The following is a 19979-nucleotide window of genomic DNA, read 5'->3' on the forward strand; positions in this document are numbered from 1 at the left end:
GACCGGCTGATCCCGCCCGAAGGCCCACTGCGGGCGCTGGTCCCGCCCCGAAGGCCCTGTGCGGGCCCTGACCCTCCCCGGGGTGCTCAGCGCGGGCTCTCGATCACCGAGAACTCAGCGCCCTCCGGGTCCGCCACCGTCGCCACCCGTCCGTGCGGGCTGTTCTGCGGCTGTCTGATGACGCGGCCGCCGAGGTCCGCCACCTGCCGTACCGTCGCGTCGGCGTCGGCGACCTCGAAGTACGTCTGCCAGTGCGGTCCGCGGTCGCGGGGCAGGCCATGGCCCACGCCGTGCAGTCCGGCCACCGGGCGGCCCGCGAGATGGAGGGTCACGTAGTCGAAGTCGGCGGAGACCACCGGCTCCCGCTCGTAACCGAACACGGTCGCGTAGAACTTGGAGACGCTCTCGGTCTCGAAGGTCACCAGCTCGTTCCACGAGGGCGTGCCGGGCACTCCCGTGAGCGTGGTGCCGAGATGCGCGGAGCCCTGCCAGATGCCGAACACCGCCCCGGAGGGGTCCGAGGCGATGGCCATCCGTCCGGCCTCGGCGGCGTCCAGCGGCCCGACCGCCACGGTGCCGCCGCACTCCCGCACCGTGTCGGCCGTCTGGTCCACGTCGTCCGAGGCGAGGTACGGCGTCCAGGCGATCGGCAGCCGCCGGTCCGGCGGCAGCTGTCCCATGCCCGCCACCTCGCGCCCGTCGAGCAGCGCCCGCACGTACGGGCCGAGCTGCTGCGGGCCCGGCCGGAACTCCCAGCCGAACAGCTCGCCGTAGAACTCCTCGGTGGCGGCCAGTCCGTGCGCCATCAGGCTCACCCAGCAGGGCGTGCCGGGCGCACGCCGCGCGTGCGGGCCGGCCGGCTCCCGTGCCTCGGTCATCGATCACTCTCTCCCCGGCCCCTCGCGGTGGCCATGTCGCTTCCGCTCCCCGGAAGGGGTCTCCCACGCCGGCAGCGGGTACGCCCGTGCCGGTGCCCGCATCCTCCACGCCGCGACGGGACTTACCGCGCCGACGCTCGGCGACACCTCCGGGAGGATGCCCGGTCTGCCGTCTTCGCCGCTTCCTGACGATGGCCGGCGGATGTCGGCCGGCTCTACAGCACGTGCTCGATCCCATACGCCGCGTGATCGAGCCTGTCCGGCCGAGCAGAGTAGCCGGACCTGGACGCCGCGGCCACCCCTGGCGTATGCATGGCGCCATGACAGCCATCATCACCGCATCCGATCTCGCACATGAGCTCGCCGGAGACCGCCCTCCGGTGCTGCTGGACGTGCGCTGGCAGCTGAGCGTGGCGAAGGCGGCGGGCGCGCCGGCCTTCGACGGGCGGGCCGAGTACGCGGCCGGGCACATCCCGGGCGCGGTCTTCGTCGACCTGGACCGGGAACTGGCCGGAGAGCCCGGCAAGAGGGGCCGGCATCCGCTGCCGGACCTCGCGGAGTTCGGCGCCGTGATGCGCCGCGCGGGCGTGTCGGCCGGCCGGCCGGTCGTCGTGTACGACGGCGGCCAGGGCTGGGCGGCCGCGCGCGCCTGGTGGCTGCTGCGCTGGACGGGTCACCCGGACGTGCGGGTTCTCGACGGCGGATTGCCGTCCTGGCAGGGGGAGCTGTCCACCGAGGTGCCGGCCGTGGCCGAGGGCGACTTCCGACCGGCGCCGGACGCATCGGGTCTGCTGGACGCGGATGCCGCGGCGGCCCTGGCCCGCGCGGGCGTGCTGCTGGACGCGCGGGCGGGGGAGCGGTACCGCGGCGAGGTGGAGCCGATCGACCGGGTCGGCGGGCACATCCCGGGCGCGGTGTCGGCGCCGACGACGGAGAACGTGGGCCCCGACGGCCGCTTCCTGCCCGCGGCGGAGCTGCGGGACCGCTTCAAGGCCCTGGGCGTCTCCTCGGACGCTGAGGTGGGCGTGTACTGCGGTTCGGGCGTCTCCGCCGCGCACGAGGTCCTCGCGCTCGCGGTGGCCGGCATCCCGGCGGCCCTGTACGTCGGTTCCTGGTCGGAGTGGTCCTCGGACCCGTCCCGGCCGGTGGCGGTGGGCGCGGATCCGCAGTAGCGGCAGCCGGGCAGCGCGGCACGCGCGCGTGCGGCCGGAAAGCCGGGCACGCGCGAGTGCAGCCGGAAGTGGGGGCACACACGCGTGCCCCCACTTTTCCGTTTCCTTACAGCCGGTTACTCCTGCTTCTTACGGCGCGTGCCGAAGACGATCTCGTCCCAGCTCGGCACGGCGGCGCGGCGGCCGGGGCGGACGCCGTCGGCCTCGGCCTGCCGGTCGGTGGCACCGATCAGCCGGTCGCGGTGGCTGCCCACCGAGCGGGGCATGAGGACGTCCGCGTAGGCCGAACCGGCCGAGGCGGCGGGGGCCGGCGGCTCCTCGGCCGGTTCGCCGACGGGTTCCTCCGGCGTCTCCGCCGGGCGCTCCGGGACCACCAGGTCACCCCGGAAGCTCGGTACCGCCTCCAGCAGGCTGGTCAGCGAGTCGCGTTCGCCCGTGCTCTCCTCGGGAGGCTCGGACGCCTGCGCGGGCAGGGTCGGCCGCTCCCGGTCGCCCCGGTCCAGCGCCCGGTCCATCGAACGCTCGCGTGGCAGACGGGCGATGCGCGGCACGAACGGGAAGCTCGGCTCGGGCACGGCGAGGTCGTCGGACTCGCCGATCAGCGAGCGCGCCTCGTCGTCCACGGCCTGGACGAGCCGCCGGGGCGGGTCGTACGTCCAGCTCGCCGAGTGCGGTTCGCCCGCGACCCGGTAGACGAGGAGCACCTCCCAGGTGCCGTCGTCGCGGCGCCAGGAGTCCCACTGCACGGTGTCCTTCTCGGCGCCGCGCAGCAGCAGCCGCTCCTGCACGGCCTCGCCGAGCAGCGGACCCGAGTTCTCGCCGGGACGGCGGACCGGCGTCTTGCGGGCACGCTCGGCCATGAAGGCGCGCTCGGCGAGCACGGGGCCCTCGAAGCGCCGGACCCGGTCCACGGGGATGCCGGCGAGCTGCGCGACCTCCTCCGCGGTGGCACCGGCACGTATACGCGCCTGGATGTCACGGGGGCGGAGATGGCTCTCGACCTCGATCTCGATCTGCCCGAGGCGCGGCCGGTCGCCGCGCACGGCGGCGCGCAGCCGTTCGTCGATCGGAAGGGTGTACTCCGTTGCGTCGGCAGCCTTGAGCACCAGCCGTGTGCCGTCATTCGAGACGGCCACGACACGCAGTTCGGGCATGGGGACCTCCCGGGTGGTGCCTGCCGACGTCACGTGCGTCGCTGCTTCCGCTAGTCGAGTGTGGCCTGCCCGGGTGCAGCCTGCCACAACCTTGCCGAGTTGCCCGGCGTGTCGGGCGCGGGCCCTGGGCCGCCGTTATGGCACGGTTACCTATTCGCAACGCTAAGTGACCAAATTCGTCACCCTGTGCAACTAGCCCCCTCCCGGCGGTCCTTCAAGGCCGCGGACACCCTGGTGGGGACCGGACCCAGGGCTCGCAACAGTACTCCATTTGGACCATGTGCGTGGATGGACGCGCCGCCCAACTTATGGCAAGGCTTGCGACTTGGCCGTCGGTAACCGGTTTTGCCGATCATGAACGTGGCGAACTTCACGCAATCCCCAGAAACGGAACTAATGGTTTCCGCTGTACGTCCCTATCTCGTGCAGTCGGTAGCCCGATGTCGATCAAGTACGGGAAAGGCAGGCAGGTTCCGGGTATGCGTGAAACGCCCGATGCGGGTCGCAAGCGGATCGACCTGAGCGTCGCCCAGGTCGCGGGCAGTGCCCTTGCGGCCGTCGTGGCGGCCAGACTGGCGTCGTACTTCGGTGTGTACGGCACGATCCTCGGCGCGGGAGTCGTCAGTGTCGTCGCCACCTGCGGGGGCACGCTGTTCCAGCACTTCTTCAAGCGGACCGGGGAGCAGCTGAGGGAGGCGACGGCCGTGGCCCGGCCGAGGGAGGCGACGGTCGCGGCCCGGCCAGGGGAACAAGTGCCACCGGCTCCGGGCGAGTTCACCGAGGGCACCGTCTACCGCGCGCGGACGAAGAGCCGGCGTCGGCCGGTGCTCGCGGCCGCCGTCGTGTTCGGGGTGACGATGGCCGGCATCACGACGTATGAACTGGCGTCCGGCGACAGCTTCAGCGGCGGCACGGGCACGACGGTCAGCGACGCGGTGACCGGACGGGGCTCCTCCTCCGCCGGCACGTCGGGCTCTCCCGCCAAGTCGGACGAGGCACCGGTGCCTTCGGGCACTCCGTCCCGTGAGTACGCGCCCGAGGCCGGTGGCGGTACGACCCACAGCGCGACGCCGACACCCGGCCACTCCGCGGGCGGGGAGGCGAGCGACGGCCCGAGCCCGTCCCCGACTCCCACGCCCAGCGGGACCGTTGACATGCCTACGACCCCAGAACCCTCCGCAAGTAGTCGTTCTGGAACAGCCGTTCCGGGTCAAGTCGGTCCCTCAGCGCAGTGAACTCGTCGAAGCGCGGGTAGACGCGCGCGAAGTACTCGGCGTCCCGCGTGTGCACCTTGCCCCAGTGCGGGCGGCCCTCGTGCGCGGTGAAGATCCGCTCGGCGGCGGTGAAGTAGGCCTGGTACGGCGTGCCCCGGAACATGTGGACGGCGATGTAGGCGCTGTCGCGGCCGGAGGCGGTGGACAGCGTGATGTCGTCGGCCGGGGCGGTGCGCACCTCGACGGGGAAGCTGACCCGCAGCCCCGAGCGTTCGACCATGGACTTCAGTTCGCGCAGCGTCTCCGTCAGGGCCGCGCGCGGGACGGCGTACTCCATCTCCACGAAGCGCACCCGGCGCGGCGAGGTGAAGACCTTGTAAGGGATGTCCGTGTAGGTCCGCGCGGACAGGGCCTTGCTGGAGATCCGCGCGATGGCGGGAACGGCGGCGGGGGCGGCGCGGCCGACCCACTGGGCCACCTGGAAGACGCCGTTGGAGAGGAACTCGTCCTCGAACCAGCCGGCCAGCTGGCTCACGGGCTGCTCGGGACCGGCGCTGCGGTTGTTCCGCTTGGTGTTGGTGTTGCCGGTGTGCGGGAACCAGTAGAACTCGAAGTGCTCGTTCTCCGCCCAGAGTTGATCGAACTCGGCGAGGACCCGGTCGAGGGGCATCGGCTCCTCGCGCGCGGTGAGCAGGAAGACCGGCTCCACGGCGAAGGTGATCGCGGTGACGATGCCGAGGGCGCCGAGGCCTATTCGGGCGGCCGCGAAGATCTCCGGATTCTCCTTCTCGGAGCAGGTGAGCACCGAGCCGTCCGCCGTGACGAGTTCGAGTCCCTTGATCTGGGCGGCGATCGAGCCCGACTCGCGGCCCGTGCCGTGCGTGCCGGTGCTGGTGGCCCCGGAGACGGTCTGCTCCATGATGTCGCCCATGTTGGTGAGCGACAGACCCTCGCGCGCCAGCGCCGCATTGAGTCTCTTGAGCGGGGTGCCGGCCTCGACCGTGACGGTCATGGCGTTCCGGTCGATGGTGCGGATTCCCGTCAACAGTTGAGGGTGGATCAAGACACCGTCGGTGGCGGCGATCGACGTGAAGGAGTGCCCGGTCCCCACGGCCTTCACCTTCAGGCCGTCCTCGGCGGCCCGCCGCACCGCCGCGGCCAGCTCCGCCACCGACGCCGGCGCGACCTGCCGGGCGGGCCGGGCGGAGACGTTGCCGCCCCAGTTACGCCAGGTGCCGTTCTTCCCGCTCGCTGTGCTGCTCAACGGTGCCTCCCCGACCCGCGGCCGGCCTGCGCAGCCGGCGGTACCCGAGGAAACCGACCGCGACCGCGACGGCCCCGGACACGGCCGGAACCCCGTACCCGGCCCGCGCCCCGGCCGCGTCGATCACCGAGCCGGCCGCGGACGAGCCGAGCGCGACCCCGACCGCGAGGCCGGTGCTCACCCAGGTCATGCCCTCGGTGAGCTGCGCGCGAGGTACGTGCTCTTCGATGAGGGACATCGTCGTGATCATCGTCGGTGCGATGGACAGCCCCGAAACGAACAGCGCCACGGCCAGAAGCGGCAGGTTTCCGACCAGTAGGAGGGGGATCATACTCACGGCCATCGCCGCCACGCCCAGCAGCCAGCGGCGTTCCGGCGCCCCGGCGAACCGCAGCAGCCCGAAGACCACCCCGGCCACGCAGGAGCCGGCCGCGTACAGCGCCAGCACCACGCTCGCGGCGCCCTTGTGGCCGCGCTCGTCGGCGAAGGCGACGGTGACCACGTCCACCGACCCGAAGATCGCGCCGGTCGCCACGAAGGTGGCCACCAGAACCTGCAGCCCGGCCGAGCGCAGGGCCGTGCCGCCGCCGTGGTGCTCGCGCGGGTGCGGATGCGGCTCGGTGGCGCGCTGGGCGGTGAGCCAGAAGACGCCGGCCGCGAGGAAGCAGGCGGCGAGCAGCGGCCCGGCCTCCGGGAACCAGGTGGTGGACAGCCCGATGGAGATGATCGGGCCGAAGATGAAGCAGATCTCGTCGACGACCGACTCGAACGAGTACGCGGTGTGCAGCTTGTCGGTGCCCCGGTACAGCGCCGCCCAGCGGGCCCGGATCATCGCGCCCAGGCTCGGCACCGAGCCGATCCCGGCCGCGCACACGAACAGCACCCAGTCCGGCCACCGGAAGTGCGCGGCGAGCAGCAGCCCGGCCGCCGCCGTGAGCGCCACCAGGGTCGCGGGACGCAGCACCCGGCGCTGCCCGTGCCGGTCGACCAGCCGGGAGATCTGCGGCCCGATCGCCGCGGCGGACAGCGCGATGGTGGCCGACAGCGCCCCCGCGAGCCCGTACCGCCCGGTCAGCTGCGAGATCATCGTGACCACGCCGATGCCCATCATCGACAGCGGCATCCGCCCGAGGAATCCCGCGGCGGAGAACGCCTTGGTGCCGGGTTCGGCGAACAGGGCTCTGTAGGGGCTGGGCACGTGGTCTCCGAAGCGGCTCGGTAAGGCGCGAATGCGGCTGATACAGCTTACGAGTTAGGTGACCCTAATCGCACCTCGTTTGACCGCCGGAAAAACCGGTATAAACCGACTGGAACCCGACTCGTCACCCCGCTGTTTCCCGGCCGTCAGCAGCGGGTGGCAGGATCGAGACATGCCAGACGCGCTCGATGCCACCCCGTACGACGCCCTGCTTCTGCTCTCCTTCGGCGGCCCCGAAGGCCCGGACGACGTGGTCCCGTTCCTGGAGAACGTCACGCGTGGGCGCGGCATCCCGAAGGAACGCCTGAAGGAAGTCGGGCAGCACTACTTCCTGTTCGGCGGGGTCAGCCCCATCAACGACCAGAACCGCGCCCTGCTGGACGCCCTGCGCAAGGACTTCGCCGAGCACGGCCTGGACCTGCCGGTCTACTGGGGCAACCGCAACTGGGCGCCGTATCTGACGGACACCCTGCGCGAGATGGTCGCCGACGGCCGCCGCCACATCCTGGTGCTCGCCACCAGTGCCTACGCCTCCTACTCGGGCTGCCGCCAGTACCGCGAGAACCTGGCCGACGCGCTGGCCACCCTGGAGGCCGAGGGCCTGCCGCTGCCGAAGATCGACAAGCTGCGGCACTACTTCAACCACCCCGGCTTCGTCGAGCCCATGATCGACGGCGTGCTGCGCTCCCTCGAAGACCTCCCCGAGGACGTCCGCGCGGGCGCCCACATCGCCTTCACCACCCACTCCATCCCGGCCTCCGCCGCCGACACCTCCGGCCCCGCCGAGACCCACGGCGAGGGCGGCGCCTACGTCGAGCAGCACCTGGACGTGGCCGAGCTGATCGCCGACGCCGTCCGTGAGCGCACCGGCGTCGACCACCCCTGGCGGCTGGTCTACCAGTCGCGTTCCGGCGCCCCGCACATCCCGTGGCTGGAGCCGGACATCTGCGACCACCTCGAGGAGCGGCACGCGGCGGGCGTCCCGGCCGTGGTCATGGCGCCCATCGGGTTCGTCTCCGACCACATGGAGGTCCTCTACGACCTCGACACCGAGGCCAAGGCCAAGGCCGAGGAGCTCGGCCTGCCGGTGCGCCGCTCGGCCACCGTGGGCGCCGACCCGCGGTTCGCCGCCGCCGTCCGTGACCTGATCACGGAGCGCGCCGCCGTGGAGCGCGGCCAGGACGTCACCCCGTGCGCCCTGGGTGCGCTGGGCGCGAGCCACAACCTCTGCCCGGTCGGCTGCTGCCCCGCCCGTGCGCCCCACCCGGCCGCCGCCGGCGCCGACAGCCCCTACGCGTGAGGAGACCCGTGACCGACCCCCTGCACCGGGAACTGCTGGAGCTGGCCCAGGAGGCCGCCCGCCGCGCCGGTGAGCTGCTGCGGGACGGCCGGCCGGCCGACCTGGCCGTGGCGAGGACCAAGTCCAGCCCGATCGACGTCGTCACCGAGATGGACATCGCGGCGGAGAAGCTGATCACCGATCTGATCTCCGGCCGCCGGCCCGACGACGGCTTCCTCGGCGAGGAGGGCGCCTCCATGGCGGGCACCAGCGGCGTCCGCTGGGTGATCGACCCGCTCGACGGCACGGTGAACTACCTGTACGGGCTGCCGACCTGGGCGGTGTCCATCGCCGCCGAGCAGGACGACGAGAGCGTCGTCGGGGTCGTCGCCGCTCCGATGCGCGGCGAGACGTACCACGCCGTGCGCGGGGGCGGGGCGTGGGCGACCGGCGCGTGGGAGGGCGAGCGGGCGCTCGCCTGCCGTCCCGCGCCCCCGCTGGACCAGGCGCTGGTCTCCACCGGCTTCAACTACGTCGCCGAGGTCCGCGCACACCAGGCCGAGGTGGCCGGCCGGCTGGTCCCGCTGCTGCGGGACATCCGGCGCAGCGGCTCGGCGGCGGTCGACCTGTGCGATGTGGCCTGCGGCCGGCTCGACGGGTACTACGAGCGGGGGCTCAACGCGTGGGACTTCGCGGCGGGTGACCTGATCGCCCGGGAGGCGGGCGCGCTGGTCGGCGGGCGGCCCGGGGAGCGGCCGTCGCGGGAGCTCACCGTCGCCGGGTCGCCGGGGGTGTTCGAGCGGCTGCAGGGGCTGCTGGAGGAGTTCGGGGCCTGGCACGACTGAGCCCGCCCCCGACCGTTGAACGCAAAGGGACCCCGGCGCTGGATTCGCCGGGGTCCCTTCTTGCGCTTTCGGGCCGATCAGACGCGTGACGCGCCGACCTCCACACCGTGTTCGGCGGCGAGGCGTCGCAGGTCGTCGAGCTCTGCCTGCTCCACTTCGACGAGGAAGTCGTCACCCTCGTCACGAGCCCGCGACAGGTCGGACTCGGTCGCCCTTATGCGCTGCAGAAGTCCTGCGGTGAAAGCGTCCATGCTGCGCCCCCTCGTCCTGGGTCGTGGGTCGGTGGCACGGGGGTGTGCCTGTTGGGAAAGGGGCGATCACGTCTCTCACGGGTGCCCAGCGCTGCCCTGCTGGGCGGCGACGGTGCCGGACACCCGCGCCCACTCTGCGGAAGCGGATCGCGGAGTACCGCATGGTGCTGCGGCACATGCAGAGCGTGATCGCGGGGTGTAAAGCCGTCCTCCCCCCGCTCCCTCATCCGGAAACCTCAACCGGAGGAGAAAATCTCGTATTCCCGTCCCGGAGCGCGGATCTGTGCGGTCCGCAACCCGCCTTACAGCCGACTTACGGCCGAAAAGGGCAGGATGGAGGTCACACCCCACGAACACCCCTGCCCGCACGCGTCCACGGCGCGCTACGCGGGTGGACATGAGGAAGGACAAGCGACGTGCGCGTACTCGTCGTCGAGGACGAGCAACTGCTCGCCGATGCGGTGGCCACCGGACTGCGCCGGGAGGCCATGGCCGTCGACGTCGTGTACGACGGTGCGGCCGCCCTGGAGCGCATCGGCGTCAACGACTACGACGTGGTCGTCCTCGACCGCGACCTCCCGCTGGTGCACGGTGACGACGTCTGCCGCAAGATCGTCGAGCTGGGCATGCCCACGCGCGTGCTCATGCTCACGGCGTCCGGCGACGTCAGCGACCGGGTCGAGGGCCTGGAGATCGGCGCCGACGACTATCTGCCCAAGCCCTTCGCGTTCAGCGAACTGATCGCCCGCGTGCGCGCCCTCGGCCGTCGTACGAGCGTTCCCCTGCCGCCGGTCCTGGAGCGCGCCGGCATCAAGCTGGACCCGAACCGCCGCGAGGTCTTCCGCGAGGGCAAGGAGATCCAGCTCGCGCCCAAGGAGTTCGCGGTGCTGGAGGTGCTCATGCGCAGCGAGGGCGCGGTGGTCTCGGCCGAGCAGCTGCTGGAGAAGGCCTGGGACGAGAACACCGACCCGTTCACCAACGTCGTGCGGGTGACCGTGATGACCCTGCGGCGCAAGCTGGGCGAGCCGCCGGTGATCGTCACCGTCCCCGGCTCCGGCTACCGGATCTGATCCGCCATGGCCGCCACACCCGCGCCGCCCCAGGCGCCGCCGAAGCCCACCTGGGACCCCAGGAGGCCGCAGCCCCCGTTCCCGTGGCTGCGCCCCACCATCCGCATACGGCTCACGCTGCTCTACGGCGGCATGTTCCTGATCGCCGGCATCCTGCTGCTGTCGATCATCTACCTGCTGGCCGCGCAGGCGATCAGTACGGGCAACCAGCCGCTGTTCAAGATCGTCAGCGGTACGAACATCAGGGTCACCAGCGACAACTGCCCCGCGATCACCGCGATCAACTCCAATCCGGTGCCGCTGTCGGACTTCAACGAAGTGATCGCCCACTGCGTGGACCAGCAGCGCCAGGCCGCCCTGGACGATCTGCTGAGCCGCTCGCTGCTGGCCCTGCTGGGCCTCGCCGTGATCGCGTTCGCGTTCGGTTACGCGATGGCCGGCCGCGTGCTGTCCCCGCTCGGCCGGATCACCCGCACCGCCCGCCAAGTGGCCGGTTCCGACCTGTCCCGCCGGATCGAGCTGGACGGCCCGGACGACGAGCTGAAGGAGCTGGCGGACACCTTCGACGACATGCTGGAGCGGCTGCAACGGGCCTTCACCGCCCAGCAGCGCTTCGTCGGCAACGCCTCCCATGAGCTGCGCACCCCGCTCGCGATCAACAGAACGCTTCTCGAGGTCCATCTGTCGGACCCGAACGCACCGGTGGAGCTGCAGCAGCTGGGCAAGACGCTGCTGGCCACGAACGAGCGCAGCGAGCAGCTGGTCGAGGGCCTGCTGCTGCTTGCCCGCAGCGACAACCAGATCGTCGAGCGGGGGCCCGTCGACCTGGCCGAGGTCGCGACCCAGGCCGTCGACCAGGTGCATGCCGAGGCCGAGGCCAAGGGCGTGAAGATCCGCGGCGAGCGCAAGCCGGCGGTGGTGCAGGGCAACGGCGTGCTGCTGGAGCGGATCGCGCTGAACCTGGTGCAGAACGCCGTCCGGTACAACGTGGCCGAGGACGGGTGGGTCGAGGTGACTACCGAGGTCGAGCACGGGCAGGCGGTACTGACCGTCACGAACACCGGCCCAGTGGTGCCGGCGTACGAGATCGACAACCTCTTCGAGCCCTTCAGACGGCTCCGTACGGAGCGCACGGGCAGCGACAAGGGAGTCGGCCTCGGCCTGTCCATCGTCCGGTCCGTGGCCCGCGCGCACGGCGGCCACATCGTGGCGCAGCCGCGCGAGGGAGGGGGTCTGGTGATGCGGGTCACCATGCCGCTGTGATCCATGACGGGCTCACCCGGGCACGGAATCGACACTCGCGGGGGATGTTCGCTTCACGCGGAATTTTTCATCCGCCGAATGAGCTTCCCCTTGTGTGATCGATCACATGCACGGATTTTCAGCCATGTACTCTCTGTGATCATGAAACATGGCAGAAAGCCGGGAAAGTCCCAGTTTTCAGGGCACATGATCACGGGAAGTACACGGTGAGGCGCCTTTGAGGTGCGGCATTCGAACCGTGTACGGTCCTCACCGCCATCCAAGCCGATCACTCTTGAGGGGTCGGGTTGGGTGTCGATTGAGTAACAGACCTTGATGTGAGGCAAAATCTCCGCCTCAGGTCGGGCACAAGTCCGGCCTCTCACGCGTTACGTGCGCTGAAGACACCGCAGACACCCAGAGGGGGAGAGCGATATGGCAACCGATTACGACACTCCACGCAAGACCGACGACGACGTCGACTCGGACAGTCTGGAAGAGCTGAAGGCCCGGCGGAACGACAAGTCCACCTCGTCGGTGGACGTCGACGAGTTCGAGGCCGCCGAGGGCCTCGAACTGCCCGGCGCCGACCTCTCGAACGAGGAGCTGGCCGTCCGAGTGCTGCCCAAGCAGCAGGACGAGTTCACCTGCATGAGCTGCTTCCTGGTGCACCACCGCAGCCAGCTGGCCCGTGAGAAGAACGGTCAGCCGATCTGCCGCGACTGCGACTGAGGTCGGGTCGGCCATGACTGGCTCGACCCCTCCTCGGAAGCGCCGCTTCTCCCTCGGGAAAGCGGACGAAGGGCCGTCCGACGGCCCGCACGGCGCGCGTGACGACGAGCGGGGCGCCCCGGAAGTGGTGGCCCCGCTCGAACCGGCGACCGACCGGGCGGACCACCCGGCGCCGGTGGGGCACCCCGCGCCCGTCGCCCGGCGACGGGCCGCGGTGGTGGGTGAAAAGGCCCGTGACATGGCCCGGCAAGGGGTCCGCAGGGGCGGCAGCCGCGCCCGCGCGGGCCTGGCCTACCTCGCGGACCGGATCATCGAGATCGCCCCGCGTATCCCCGTACGCGACCTCGCGACCCTGCGCCGGCAGTTCCCGGGCCTCGGACCCGAAGAGCTCGCCGACAAGCTGGTGGCGGGCGCGGCGGCCGGCACCTCGACGGTCGGAGCCGGGATCGGAGCGGCGGCGATGCTGCCCGTGCCGCCCGCGATGCCGACCGAACTGGCCGCGGAGATCACCGGGGTCGCCGCGATCGAGCTGAAGCTCGTCGCCGAACTGCACGAGGTCTACGGCGTACGACCGCCGGGGAACCTGAAGACCCGCAGCACCGCGTATCTGTCCTCCTGGTCGGGGGAGCGCGGGATCGACGTGATGAAGCCGTCGACGTACGACGCGGCCCTCAGCGTCCGTATGAAGCGCGAACTGCGCCAGCAGATCATGAAGCGGATGGTCCGCGACCTGCCCAACCTCATGCCGTTCATGGTGGGCGCCGCGGTCGGCGCGGTCATGAACCGCCGGGACACCAGGCGGCTCGCCGCCCACGTCCGGGCCGACCTGCGCAAGATCCAGGTCCCCTGGGAGGAGCTGGCCGGGCTGCCGCCGCTGGAGGAGCCGGCGGAACCGCTGAACCTGCGCGACCTTCCCGAAGAGCTCTAGGCGTTCGCCTTGCGCGCCGCCTCGATCGCCGCCGCCAGCCGCTCCGGCTCGCGCGTCGACAGATACAGGTACGGCGTCGGGTCCTCCGGGTCCGTGACCTCCACCCGCAGCGCAGTGGGGATGTAGGCGCGCAGCAGCAGGAAGGCGCGGGTGTCGGCCTTGTACGTCCGCCAGGCGCGGGCCTCCTCCGCGTCCAGCACCTCCGCCTCGCCCAGCGCCGCCAGCGGGATCTTCGCCTCGCCCGCGATCAGCGAGTCGCCTACGATCCGGATGCGCTGGGAGCCGTACGCGCTGGCGACCACCGCCGCCGCGGCCGTGCCGCCGACCAGGCCGCCGAGCAGCGGCAGGGTGCCGAAGGGAAGCAGGATCAGGGCGAAGGAGACGCCCACGAGGAAGCTGATCAGCCACCACGAGCGGGGGGCGGTGAGGCGTTCTTCGTAGGGGGTGGCGGAGAGCTGCATGAAGCCAAGCTTGGCACGGCGTCCGGTTATGGCCGACGCGCGGGTAAGGTCTGCGCCTGTGAGTGGTAGTTCCGCAAGCCTTCAGCCCCCAGCCGACGCGGTGAAACCGGTACGGCACCCCGACGCGCCCGCGCCCGGAGAACTCCTCGGCGCCCACTACGAACACTGTTTCGGCTGTGGCCCCGGGCAGTCGCACGGCCTGCACCTGGAGGCGCGGGCCGGCGAGGGTGTCTCGCTGACCGCCGAGTTCACCGTCCAGCCCGCCCACCAGGGCGCCCCGGGCCTCGCGCACGGCGGAGTGCTGGCCACGGCCCTCGACGAGACCCTCGGCTCGCTGAACTGGCTGCTGCGGACCATCGCCGTGACCGGCCGGCTGGAGACCGACTTCGTGCGGCCCGTGCCCGTCGGCACCACGCTGTACCTGGAGGCCGAGGTCACCGCCGTCGCCGGGCGCAAGATCTACTCCACCGCCACCGGACGCATCGGCGGCCCCGACGGGCCCCTCGCGGTCCGCGCCGACGCCCTCTTCATCGAGGTCAAGGTCGACCACTTCATCGACCACGGCCGCGAGGAGGAGATCCGGGCCGCCATGAGCGACCCGGACCAGATCCGCCGCGCCCGCGCCTTCGAGGTGAACCCGTGAGCCGTGGCCCCCTGAACGTGCTGCTCCGGCGTGTCGACCCCGACGTACCGCTTCCGGCGTACGAGCATCCGGGGGACGCCGGAGCCGATCTGCGCACCACCGAGCCGTGCGAACTGGGGCCCGGGGAGCGCGCTGTTCTGCCCACAGGGGTGTCGATCGCCCTGCCCGAGGGGTACGCGGCCTTCGTGCACCCGCGCTCCGGTCTCGCCGCTCGCTGCGGTGTCGCCCTCGTCAATGCCCCGGGGACGGTTGATGCCGGGTACCGTGGGGAGATCAAGGTGATCGTGGTGAATCTCGACCCGCGTGAGAGTGTGCGGTTCGAGCGCTTCGACCGGATTGCCCAACTGGTCGTCCAGCAGGTCGAGAGGGTCCGCTTCCAGGAGGTCGCGGAGCTTCCCGATTCGACGCGGGCCGAAGGGGGCTTCGGGTCCACCGGCGGCCATGCCGCGGTGGGCGGCGGGAGCGGCACAAACGGTCAGGCCGCCGAGGGCGGTCCGACGGGTGGGAATCGATACGCTTCGGTCGTATCCGACCGGGAAGGACAGTGACGTGTTCGGACGTCGCAAGAAGAAGGGTGCCGCCGAGGACGCGGCCGGCGAGGCCGAGCAGGTCGTCGACAGCGTCGACACCGAGGCGGACGAGGAAGTGGAGGCCGAGCGCGAGCGCGAGCGCGTCCGGCTGGAGCCCGGGCCCCGGCCCGACGGGCCGTGGGACAGCAGCGAGGTGCGCGAGCCGGGTGAGGGCCGTGTCGACCTCGGCGGTCTTTTCGTCCCGGGCGTCGACGGTATGGAGCTGCGGGTCGAGGTCGCCGGTGACGCGATCGTCGCCGCGACCGTCGTGCTGCGCGACAGCGCCATCCAGCTCCAGGCTTTCGCCGCGCCCAAGCGCGAGGGCATCTGGGGCGAGGTCCGCGAGGAGATCGCGTCCGGCATCACCCAGCAGGGTGGCATCGTCGACGAGGTCGAGGGCCCGCTGGGCTGGGAGCTGCGCGCTCAGGTGCCGGTGCAGCTGCCGGACGGCACGGGTGGTTTCCAGGTCGTGCGGTTCGTGGGCGTGGACGGCCCGCGGTGGTTCCTGCGCGGTGTGATCTCCGGGCAGGGCGCGGTGCAGCCGCAGGCCGCCGGGCTGCTGGAGCAGATCTTCCGCGACACCGTCGTGGTCCGCGGCGAGGGGCCGATGGCGCCCCGCGACCCGATCGTCCTGAAGCTGCCGAACGACGCGCAGATGGTGCCCGAGGGCGTCCAGCAGGACGAGTCCTCCCGGTTCTCGGGCGGGATGGGCCAGCTTCAGCGCGGGCCGGAGATCACCGAGGTCCGCTAGGCGCTCCGCCGGGTTCAGCGGGGATGCACGGGCCGTGCCTCTGAGGGGGTGCGGCCCGCTTGTTGCGGGGTCCCGCCGTTGTGGATTCGCCGCCGCTGCCGAGTGCGGGTTCGTCGTGGTTGCTCGCGCAGTTCCCCGCGCCCCTTCCGGGGCGCCATACTGGCGCCCGACCGATGGGGGAGGCGGTATGGGCAGTCGGGTGGTCACCGAGGCCATGGTTCGGGTCGAGGACGTCCACAAGTCGTTCGGGCGGGGCGCGGCGGCCGTCCACGCCTTGCGCGGCGTCTCGCTGGAGGTGCAGCGCGGTGAGCTCGTCGCGCTCAAGGGGCGTTCGGGATCCGGGAAGACCACCCTGCTGAACATCGTCGGCGGGCTCGACACGCCCGACCGAGGGCGGGTGGAGGTCGACGGGCGGCAGCTGGGGGAGCTGGGCGAGAGCGAGCTGCTGCGGCTGCGCCGGGACCGGATCGGGTTCGTCTTCCAGTCCTTCGGGCTCATCCCGATCCTCACCGCGGCCGAGAACGTCGGCGTACCGCTCAGGCTGCGCCGTGCCGACCCGCGCGAGCGCGAGGAACGGGTCGAGCTGCTGCTCTCCCTCGTCGGGCTGGCGGGGCACGCCGCCCAGCGGCCCGGCGAGCTGTCCGGCGGACAGCAGCAGCGGGTCGCCATCGCCCGCGCCCTCGCCAACAGGCCGGCCCTGCTCATCGCCGACGAACCGACCGGCCAGCTCGACGCCGAGACCGGGCACGCCGTCATGGAGCTGCTCCGGGCCGTCGTACGCAGCGAGCGGCCGGCCTCCTCCGACCACGACGGACCCCCGTCCGCCCTGGTCGCCACGCATGACGCTACCCTCCTCGACCTGGCCGACCGGGTGCTGGAACTGCGCGACGGCGAGATCGTCGAGCACTGAACCGGCCGGCCCGCCCGCCTCTCATCAGGGATGCGTCAAAGTTGTCCGCCGCAGACTTCCCCGTCCCGTTTGCCGTGATTGTTGGCCGTAAGGTCGACGCTGCGTACGCAGCAGTCACGGGAAGACAATGGGGCCATGGCACGCGGCAAGCTTCGGATCTACCTCGGTGCGGCACCGGGCGTGGGCAAGACCTACGCGATGCTGTCGGAGGCCCACCGCCGTGTGGAGCGGGGCACCGACTGTGTCGTGGGCTTCGTCGAGCACCACGACCGGCCGCGCACCGAGGTGATGCTGCACGGCCTGGAGCAGGTGCCGCGCAGGCAGTTGGAGTACCGGGGCAGCCGCTTCGGCGAGATGGACGTCGACGCCGTACTGCGCCGTGCCCCGGCCGTCGCCCTGGTGGACGAACTCGCCCACACCAACGTCCCCGGCTCCCGCAACGCCAAGCGCTGGCAGGACGTGGAGGAACTGCTGGCGGCCGGGATCGACGTGGTCTCGACCGTCAACATCCAGCACCTGGAGTCACTCGGCGACGTCGTGGAGTCGATCACCGGGGTGCGGCAGCGCGAGACCGTGCCCGACGAGGTGGTACGGCGGGCCGACCAGATCGAGCTGGTCGACATGTCCCCGGAGGCGCTGCGCCGCCGGATGGCGCACGGCAACATCTACAAGCCGGACAAGGTCGACGCGGCCCTGTCCAACTACTTCCGCCCCGGAAACCTCACCGCCCTGCGCGAGCTGGCGCTGCTGTGGGTGGCGGACCGGGTCGACGAATACCTGAACGCCTACCGCAGCGAACACCGGGTCTCCAAGATCTGGGGCTCCCGCGAGCGGATCGTCGTCGGGCTGACCGGCGGGCCCGAGGGCCGCACCCTCATACGGCGTGCCGCGCGGCTCGCGGAGAAGGGCGCCGGCGGCGAGGTGCTGGCCGTCTACATAGCCCGCAGCGACGGGCTGACCTCGGCCTCCCCGAAGGAGCTGGCCGTCCAGCGCACCCTGGTGGAGGACCTCGGCGGCACCTTCCACCACGTGGTCGGCGACGACATACCGGCCGCCCTGCTCGACTTCGCACGGGGCGTGAACGCCACCCAGATCGTGCTGGGCTCCTCGCGCCGCAAGGCCTGGCAGTACGTCTTCGGGCCCGGCGTCGGCGCCACGGTCGCCCGCGAGTCCGGTCCCGACCTCGACGTCCACATCGTCACCCACGAGGAGGTCGCCAAGGGCCGCGGACTGCCCGTGGCCCGGGGCGCACGGCTCGGGCGGGCCCGGATCATCTGGGGCTGGGCGGTGGGCCTCGCGGGCCCCGCGGTCCTCGCGGTACTGCTGAACAGCGTCGCCCTCGGCCTCGCCAACGACATGCTGCTGTTCCTGACGCTGACGGTCGCGGCGGCCCTGCTGGGCGGGCTCTTCCCGGCGCTGGCCTCGGCCGCCTTCGGCTCGCTGCTGCTGAACTACTTCTACACCCCGCCCCTGCACCGGCTGACCATCGCCGACCCCAAGAACATCGTCGCCATCGCGATCTTCTTCGGTGTCGGCATGTCGGTCGCCTCGGTGGTGGACCTCGCCGCCCGGCGCACCCACCAGGCCGCCCGGCTGCGCGCCGAGTCGGAGATACTCTCCTTCCTCGCCGGGAACGTGCTGCGCGGCGAGACCAGCCTGGAGGAGCTGCTGGAGCGGGTCCGGGAGACCTTCGCGATGGAGTCGGCCGCGCTGCTGGAACGGGCGAGCGACACCGAGCCGTGGACCTGCGCCGGGCGCGCCGGATTCGGGCGCCCGCTGGAGCGGCCGGAGGACGCCGACGTCGACATGCCGGTCGGCGACCACATGGCGCTCGCGCTCACCGGGCGGGTGCTGCCCGCCGAGGACCGCCGGGTGCTCGCCGCCTTCGCCGCGCAGGCCGCCGTCGCCCTCGACCGCCGCCGCCTTCAGCAGGAGGCCGACCAGGCCCGTGCGCTCGCCGAGGGCAACCGCATCCGCACCGCCCTGCTCGCCGCCGTCAGCCACGACCTGCGCACCCCGCTGGCCGGCATCAAGGCCGCGGTGACCTCGCTGCGCTCCGACGACGTCGAGTGGTCCGACGAGGACCGGGCGGAGCTGCTGGCCGCGATCGAGGAGGGCGCCGACCGGCTGGACCACCTCGTCGGCAACCTCCTCGACATGTCCCGCCTGCAGACCGGCACGGTCACCCCGCTGATCCGCGAGATCGACGTGGACGAGGTCGTACCGATGGCACTCGGGGGCGTCCCGGAGGGCAGCGTCGAGCTGGACGTGCCCGAGAGCCTGCCGATGGTCGAGGTCGATCCCGGGCTGCTGGAGCGGTCCGTGGCCAACCTGGTGGAGAACGCCGTCAAGTACAGCCCGAGGGGCCGTCCCGTGCTGGTCTCCGCCAGCGCCATAGCCGACCGGGTCGAGGTGCGCGTGGTGGACCGCGGACCGGGCGTGCCGGACGAGGCCAAGGACCGGATCTTCGAGCCGTTCCAGCGGTACGGTGACGCCCCGCGCGGTGCCGGGGTGGGCCTCGGCCTCGCGGTCGCCCGCGGTTTCGCGGAGGCCATGGGCGGCACCCTCGACGCCGAGGACACGCCGGGCGGCGGACTCACGATGGTCCTGAGCCTCCGCGCGGCAGGATCGCGTCCCGGGGCCCTCGTTGCGGGCCGGGACGTCGCAGAACCAGAAAGGCAGGCCTCATGACCCGGGTGCTCGTGGTCGACGACGAGCCGCAGATCGTGCGCGCCCTCGTGATCAACCTCAAGGCACGCAAGTACGAGGTCGACGCGGCGCCCGACGGCCGTACCGCCCTCGAACTCGCCGCCTCCCGGCACCCCGACGTGGTCGTGCTCGACCTGGGCCTGCCGGACATGGACGGCGTCGAGGTGATCCGGGGCCTGCGCGGCTGGACCCGCGTGCCCATCCTGGTCCTGTCCGCCCGGCACTCCTCGGACGAGAAGGTCGAGGCGCTGGACGCGGGCGCCGACGACTACGTCACCAAGCCCTTCGGCATGGACGAGCTGCTGGCCCGGCTGCGGGCCGCCGTCCGCCGGGCCGAGCCGGTCGGGCCCGGCGAGGAGGACATGACGACCGTGGAGACCGAGGGCTTCACCGTCGACCTGGCCGCCAAGAAGGTCAACCGCGCCGGCAAGGACGTCCGCCTCACCCCGACCGAGTGGCACCTGCTGGAGGTGCTGGTCCGCAACACCGGTCGCCTGGTCGGCCAGAAGCAGCTGTTGCAGGAGGTGTGGGGGCCGTCGTACGGCACCGAGACCAACTACCTGCGCGTGTACATGGCCCAGCTGCGGCGGAAGCTGGAGACGGACCCCTCGCACCCGAAGCACTTCATCACGGAACCGGGCATGGGCTACCGGTTCGAGAAGTGAGCGGGCCGCGAAGTGAGCTGGCCGCGAAGTGAGCTGGGCTACGG

General features: G+C 71.8%; 20 protein-coding genes. 14 read left to right on the plus strand and 6 right to left on the minus strand.

What is annotated here, in order from left to right; genetic code table 11:
- Window positions 1-86: 86 nt before the first annotated feature.
- The gene (locus tag ACIBJF_RS13855; protein WP_399173922.1) at window positions 87-878 is read right to left on the minus strand and encodes a VOC family protein; all 792 of its coding nucleotides are present in this window, start codon (window positions 876-878) and stop codon (window positions 87-89) included.
- 320 nt (window positions 879-1198) lie between these two features.
- Between ACIBJF_RS13855 and ACIBJF_RS13860 the strand changes: the two genes are divergently transcribed.
- Window positions 1199-2050, plus strand: a complete 852-nt coding sequence (locus ACIBJF_RS13860) for a sulfurtransferase (protein WP_399173923.1) — start codon at window positions 1199-1201, stop codon at window positions 2048-2050.
- Between the two features lie 116 nt (window positions 2051-2166).
- Here ACIBJF_RS13860 and sepH read toward each other — a convergent pair whose 3' ends face one another.
- Complete coding sequence (gene sepH / locus ACIBJF_RS13865) at window positions 2167-3204, minus strand: septation protein SepH (protein WP_399173924.1); 1038 nt, start codon at window positions 3202-3204, stop codon at window positions 2167-2169.
- A gap of 479 nt (window positions 3205-3683) precedes the next feature.
- On the opposite strand from sepH, the gene ACIBJF_RS13870 reads away from it, so the two are divergent.
- Window positions 3684-4439 carry a hypothetical protein gene (locus ACIBJF_RS13870; RefSeq protein WP_399173925.1) on the plus strand — a complete coding sequence of 252 codons (756 nt, stop codon included), beginning with the start codon at window positions 3684-3686 and terminating at the stop codon, window positions 4437-4439.
- On the opposite strand, the gene ACIBJF_RS13875 is transcribed toward ACIBJF_RS13870, so the two are convergent.
- Window positions 4363-5682 carry a D-arabinono-1,4-lactone oxidase gene (locus ACIBJF_RS13875; RefSeq protein WP_399173926.1) on the minus strand — a complete coding sequence of 440 codons (1320 nt, stop codon included), beginning with the start codon at window positions 5680-5682 and terminating at the stop codon, window positions 4363-4365. The two genes, ACIBJF_RS13870 and ACIBJF_RS13875, sit on opposite strands and share 77 nt — an antisense overlap.
- A complete protein-coding gene (locus ACIBJF_RS13880) occupies window positions 5642-6880 on the minus strand; it encodes an MFS transporter (RefSeq protein ID WP_399173927.1) in 1239 nt (412 codons plus the stop codon). Before ACIBJF_RS13880 ends, ACIBJF_RS13875 begins: the two co-directional genes overlap by 41 nt.
- 172 nt (window positions 6881-7052) lie before the next feature.
- Between ACIBJF_RS13880 and ACIBJF_RS13885 the strand changes: the two genes are divergently transcribed.
- Both ACIBJF_RS13885 and ACIBJF_RS13890 read left to right on the plus strand, forming a co-directional pair.
- On the plus strand, window positions 7053-8180 hold the full coding sequence (locus tag ACIBJF_RS13885; protein ID WP_399173928.1) for a ferrochelatase: 1128 nt from the start codon (window positions 7053-7055) through the stop codon (window positions 8178-8180).
- Window positions 8181-8188: 8 nt separating this feature from the next.
- Window positions 8189-9004, plus strand: coding sequence for an inositol monophosphatase family protein (locus ACIBJF_RS13890; protein WP_399173929.1), 816 nt, complete (start codon window positions 8189-8191; stop codon window positions 9002-9004).
- A 77-nt stretch (window positions 9005-9081) separates the two neighbouring features.
- On the opposite strand, the gene ACIBJF_RS13895 is transcribed toward ACIBJF_RS13890, so the two are convergent.
- Window positions 9082-9255: a hypothetical protein gene (locus ACIBJF_RS13895; RefSeq protein WP_023546087.1), complete on the minus strand. Its 174-nt coding sequence runs from the start codon at window positions 9253-9255 to the stop codon at window positions 9082-9084.
- A gap of 416 nt (window positions 9256-9671) precedes the next feature.
- On the opposite strand from ACIBJF_RS13895, the gene ACIBJF_RS13900 reads away from it, so the two are divergent.
- The 4 genes from ACIBJF_RS13900 to ACIBJF_RS13915 all read left to right on the plus strand — a co-directional run bounded on the left by ACIBJF_RS13900 (window position 9672) and on the right by ACIBJF_RS13915 (window position 13227).
- On the plus strand, window positions 9672-10325 hold the full coding sequence (locus ACIBJF_RS13900) for a response regulator transcription factor (RefSeq protein WP_023546086.1): 654 nt from the start codon (window positions 9672-9674) through the stop codon (window positions 10323-10325).
- Between the two features lie 6 nt (window positions 10326-10331).
- Entirely contained in the window at window positions 10332-11588 is a 1257-nt protein-coding gene (locus tag ACIBJF_RS13905; RefSeq protein ID WP_399173930.1) for a sensor histidine kinase, read from the plus strand.
- A gap of 414 nt (window positions 11589-12002) precedes the next feature.
- Window positions 12003-12299, plus strand: coding sequence for a DUF4193 domain-containing protein (locus ACIBJF_RS13910; RefSeq protein ID WP_003997302.1), 297 nt, complete (start codon window positions 12003-12005; stop codon window positions 12297-12299).
- Between the two features lie 13 nt (window positions 12300-12312).
- Window positions 12313-13227: a hypothetical protein gene (locus tag ACIBJF_RS13915; RefSeq protein ID WP_399173931.1), complete on the plus strand. Its 915-nt coding sequence runs from the start codon at window positions 12313-12315 to the stop codon at window positions 13225-13227.
- On the opposite strand, the gene ACIBJF_RS13920 is transcribed toward ACIBJF_RS13915, so the two are convergent.
- On the minus strand, window positions 13224-13688 hold the full coding sequence (locus ACIBJF_RS13920) for a DUF3093 domain-containing protein (protein WP_399173932.1): 465 nt from the start codon (window positions 13686-13688) through the stop codon (window positions 13224-13226). The two genes, ACIBJF_RS13915 and ACIBJF_RS13920, sit on opposite strands and share 4 nt — an antisense overlap.
- A 58-nt stretch (window positions 13689-13746) precedes the next feature.
- Between ACIBJF_RS13920 and ACIBJF_RS13925 the strand changes: the two genes are divergently transcribed.
- From ACIBJF_RS13925 to ACIBJF_RS13950, 6 genes are all read left to right on the plus strand, one after another.
- The gene (locus ACIBJF_RS13925; RefSeq protein WP_399173933.1) at window positions 13747-14331 is read left to right on the plus strand and encodes a PaaI family thioesterase; all 585 of its coding nucleotides are present in this window, start codon (window positions 13747-13749) and stop codon (window positions 14329-14331) included.
- A complete protein-coding gene (dut, locus tag ACIBJF_RS13930) occupies window positions 14328-14879 on the plus strand; it encodes a dUTP diphosphatase (RefSeq protein WP_399173934.1) in 552 nt (183 codons plus the stop codon). The genes ACIBJF_RS13925 and dut overlap by 4 nt, the downstream gene beginning before the upstream one ends.
- A gap of 1 nt (window position 14880) precedes the next feature.
- Window positions 14881-15651, plus strand: coding sequence for a DUF3710 domain-containing protein (locus ACIBJF_RS13935; RefSeq protein ID WP_399173935.1), 771 nt, complete (start codon window positions 14881-14883; stop codon window positions 15649-15651).
- A 187-nt stretch (window positions 15652-15838) separates the two neighbouring features.
- A complete protein-coding gene (locus ACIBJF_RS13940; protein WP_399173937.1) occupies window positions 15839-16561 on the plus strand; it encodes an ABC transporter ATP-binding protein in 723 nt (240 codons plus the stop codon).
- 135 nt (window positions 16562-16696) lie between these two features.
- Window positions 16697-19252: an ATP-binding protein gene (locus ACIBJF_RS13945; RefSeq protein WP_399173938.1), complete on the plus strand. Its 2556-nt coding sequence runs from the start codon at window positions 16697-16699 to the stop codon at window positions 19250-19252.
- Window positions 19249-19935: a response regulator gene (locus ACIBJF_RS13950; RefSeq protein ID WP_399173939.1), complete on the plus strand. Its 687-nt coding sequence runs from the start codon at window positions 19249-19251 to the stop codon at window positions 19933-19935. The genes ACIBJF_RS13945 and ACIBJF_RS13950 overlap by 4 nt, the downstream gene beginning before the upstream one ends.
- The last annotated feature ends 44 nt before the right edge of the window (window positions 19936-19979 follow it).

Origin of the sequence: Streptomyces sp. NPDC050743, assembly GCF_044456925.1 — a bacterium.
In the GTDB taxonomy this organism is placed as follows: domain Bacteria; phylum Actinomycetota; class Actinomycetes; order Streptomycetales; family Streptomycetaceae; genus Streptomyces.